This is a genomic window from Streptomyces sp. NPDC001002 (assembly GCF_053599215.1).
In genome coordinates, this window is sequence record NZ_JBSFLV010000290.1 from 1 (window position 1) to 3438 (window position 3438).

The 3438-nt window shown below is 73.9% G+C and carries 2 protein-coding genes; both read left to right on the plus strand.

Annotated elements, in window-relative coordinates; genetic code table 11:
* Window positions 1-3215: SDR family NAD(P)-dependent oxidoreductase (locus ACWDR3_RS47460; protein ID WP_450358903.1), on the plus strand; the 3215-nt coding region annotated here is incomplete at its 5' end.
* A gap of 49 nt (window positions 3216-3264) precedes the next feature.
* The coding region (locus ACWDR3_RS47465; RefSeq protein WP_450358904.1) for a polyketide synthase docking domain-containing protein at window positions 3265-3438 on the plus strand (174 nt) is incomplete at its 3' end.

Sequence of the window (3438 nt, forward strand, 5' to 3'; positions counted from 1 at the left end):
TGACGGTCAGTCACGCCTTCCACTCGGTGCTGATGGACCCGATGCTGGAGGAGTTCCGCCAGGTCGCCGACAGCCTTACCTACAGCGAGCCGCGGATCGGTGTGGTCTCCAACGTCACCGGAAAGCCCGCGACTTCGGGCGAGTTGACCTCTCCCGAGTACTGGGTCCGGCACGTCCGCGAAGCCGTCCGTTTCGCCGACGCCGTCACCTCGTTGCACGACCAGGGCGTCACCGTCTTCCTGGAGGCCGGACCGGACGGTGTCCTCACCGCCCTCGCGCAGGAGATCCTCGACGGCGCCGATGTCCGGCTCGCGACCCTGCTGCGGCGGGGGCGCGGTGAGGCCGAGTCCGCGCTGACCGCGCTCGGCGCGCTGCACTCCGTGGGGCGCGCGGTCGACTGGGCCGCACTCTTCGCGGGCAGCGGGGCACGTCGGGTGGAGTTGCCGACGTACGCCTTCCAGCGCGAGTGGTACTGGCCGCAGAACTGGGGCGGTGCGGGTGACGCCTCGTCGCTGGGGCTGAGCGGTGCGGACCACCCGCTCCTTGGGGCGTTCGCCCAACTGCCCGATGGTGGTGGGGTGTTGGCGACGGGACTGCTCTCACTGCGCAGTCATCCGTGGCTGGCGGACCACGCGGTGGGCGGGACGGTCGTCGTGCCGGGTGCGGCGCTGGTCGAGTTGGTGGTGCGGGCCGGTGACGAAGCCGGCGCCGGTGTCGTCGACGAATTGGTGATCGAGGCGCCGCTGGTGCTGCCCGAGACCGGCGGCGTACGCCTCCAGGTGTCGGTGGCGGCGCTCGACGAGCTCGGCCGCCGCCCGGTCACCGTCCACTCGGCCCCGCAAGACGCCGGCCCCGAGACGCCGTGGACGCGCCATGTCACCGGCTTCCTCATCGAGCGGGCCCCGGACGCCGGTTTCGACCTCGGCCAGTGGCCGCCCGCCCAGGCGGAGCAGGTCGCCGTCGACGGGTTCTACGACCGTCAGCTCGACGCCGGCTATGCCTACGGGCCCGCCTTCCAGGGCGTCCGAGCCGTGTGGACCAAGGGCGAGGAGGTGTACGCGGAGGTCGTGCTGCCCGAAGGGCAGTCCGCCGAGGGCTTCGGCATCCACCCCGCGCTCCTCGACGCGGCCCTCCAGGCCACCGGACTGCTCCCGGCGACGGGCGACTCGGCGCCGGGGACGACCCGGCTGCCCTTCGCCTGGAACGAGGTGTCCCTGTACGCCTCCGGCGCCACCGCGCTGCGCGTCCACGCCACCCGCGGCGGGGCCGACGGGATCACCCTGGAGATCGCCGACCACACCGGTGCCCCCGTGGCCGCCGTCGGCACCCTCACCATGCGCGAGGTGTCCGCCGGGCAGCTCGGTACGGCGGGTGCCCCGGCCCACGAGCACCTGTACCGCGTGTCCTGGCACCCGGTCACGCTGCCCGAGCCCGCCGCGGCGGACCGGCCGGCTCCGGTCGCCGTCGCCGACGGGTCCGCCGTCCGCGCACTGGCCGCGTCCGCGCCCGAGTGGCTGCTGCTGGAACTGCCGGACGGGGACGGCCCCTTCGAGGCGACGGCCCGGACCCTCGACGTGCTCCAGGCCTGGCTGGCCGAACCGCGGTTCGACGGCTCCCGGCTCGCCGTTGTCACGCACGGCGCGGTCCGCGACGTGACCGACCCGGCGGGCGGCGCGGTCTGGGGGCTCGTGCGCACCGCGCAGTCCGAGAACCCCGGCCGGATCGTCCTGGTCGACCTGGACGAACCGTCGGCCGTCCGGCTGCCGTCCGCCCTGGCCGCCGGCGAGCCCCAACTCGCCCTGCGCGCAGGCGAGGCCACCGCACCCCGGCTCACCCGCGAACCCCGGGCCGCCGAGGACGCCTTCGGCGGACTCGACCCGGCGGGCACCGTCCTGATCACGGGCGGTCTCGGGACACTGGGCCGGCTGGTGGCCCGGCACGTGGTGGAGCGGCACGGCGCCCGGCATCTGCTGCTGGTGGGCCGGCGCGGACCGGAGAGCGAGGGCGCGGCCGAACTCGTCGACGAGCTCGGTGAGTTGGGTGCCGCTGTGCGCGTCGAGGCGTGCGACGCCTCCGACCGCGCCGCGCTCCAGGCCCTCCTTGCCTCGGTGGAACGGCCGTTGACGGCGGTCGTGCACACCGCCGGTGTACTGGACGACGGTGTGATCGCCGCCCAGTCGCGGGAGCGGTTGGCGAAGGTGTTCCGCCCGAAGGTGGACGCCGCCCGCCATCTGCACGAGCTGACCAAGGACCAGGACCTTGCGGCCTTCGTCCTCTACTCGTCCGCCGCAGGTGTCCTCGGCAACCCCGGTCAGGCCAACTACGCGGCCGCCAACGCCTACTTGGACGCCCTCGCCGAGCAGCGCCGCTCGCAGGGTCTGCCCACGACCTCCCTCGCGTGGGGCATGTGGGCCGAGGCGACGGGCATGACCGCGCACCTCGAAGGGACCGACCACGACCGCGGCAGGCGCGGCGGCATGCTGGGCCTGCCCACCGCCGAGGGCCTGGCCCTGCTCGACGCGGCCCTCGGCTCGACCGAGGCGCTCCTCGTGCCGGCCCGGCTCGACCTGGCCGACCTGCGCTCCCGCACCTCGGACGGCACCGCGGTCCCGGCGATCCTCCAGGGCCTCATACGGCCGTCCGCGCGCCGTACCGCCAAGGCCGCCGCCGCACCGGCGGGGGAGACCCTCCTCCAGCGGCTCGCCGGCCGGAACCCGCAGGAGCGCGCCCAACTGCTCCTTGAGGTGGTGCGGGTGCAGGTCGCCTCGGTGCTGGGGGTGGCCAACCCGGCCACCGTCGACGCCGCCCGGGCCTTCAAGGACGCCGGCTTCGACTCCCTCACGGCCGTCGAGTTCCGCAACCGGCTCACCGAGGCCACCGGCGTACGACTGCCCGCGACGCTGGTCTTCGACCACCCGACGCCGACCGCGCTCGTCGAACTCCTCCAGGAGCAGCTGCGGCCCGAGGAGCCCGAGAGCCCCGAGGCGCTGTCCGTCCTGCACGAACTGGACCGCCTGGAACGGGCGATGACGGCCGGCCCCGAGGACGACGGCACCGACCCGGCCGAACGGGCCCGGCTGGTCACCGAGCGGCTCAAGGCGCTCAGCGCCCAATGGCAGAACCTCCACCCCGACCGCCACGACGAAGTGGACCTGGAGACGGTCACCGACGACGAGATGTTCGCCCTCATCGACAACGAGCTCGGTCTGTCCTGAACGGACGGCAAGCGGACCACACGGAGAGCGAAGGGACACAGGGACAGACATGAGCACGGACACCGCACACGACGCCCGGAGCAGTGAGGACAAGCTCCGCGAGTACCTCAAGAAGGCGCTCACCGACCTGCGCAGGGCCAACGGCCGACTGCGCGAGGTCGAGGACGCCCGGCACGAGCCGATACATCCCGGCGGCTCAGGGCTTCGGTCCCTGGCTCGCCCA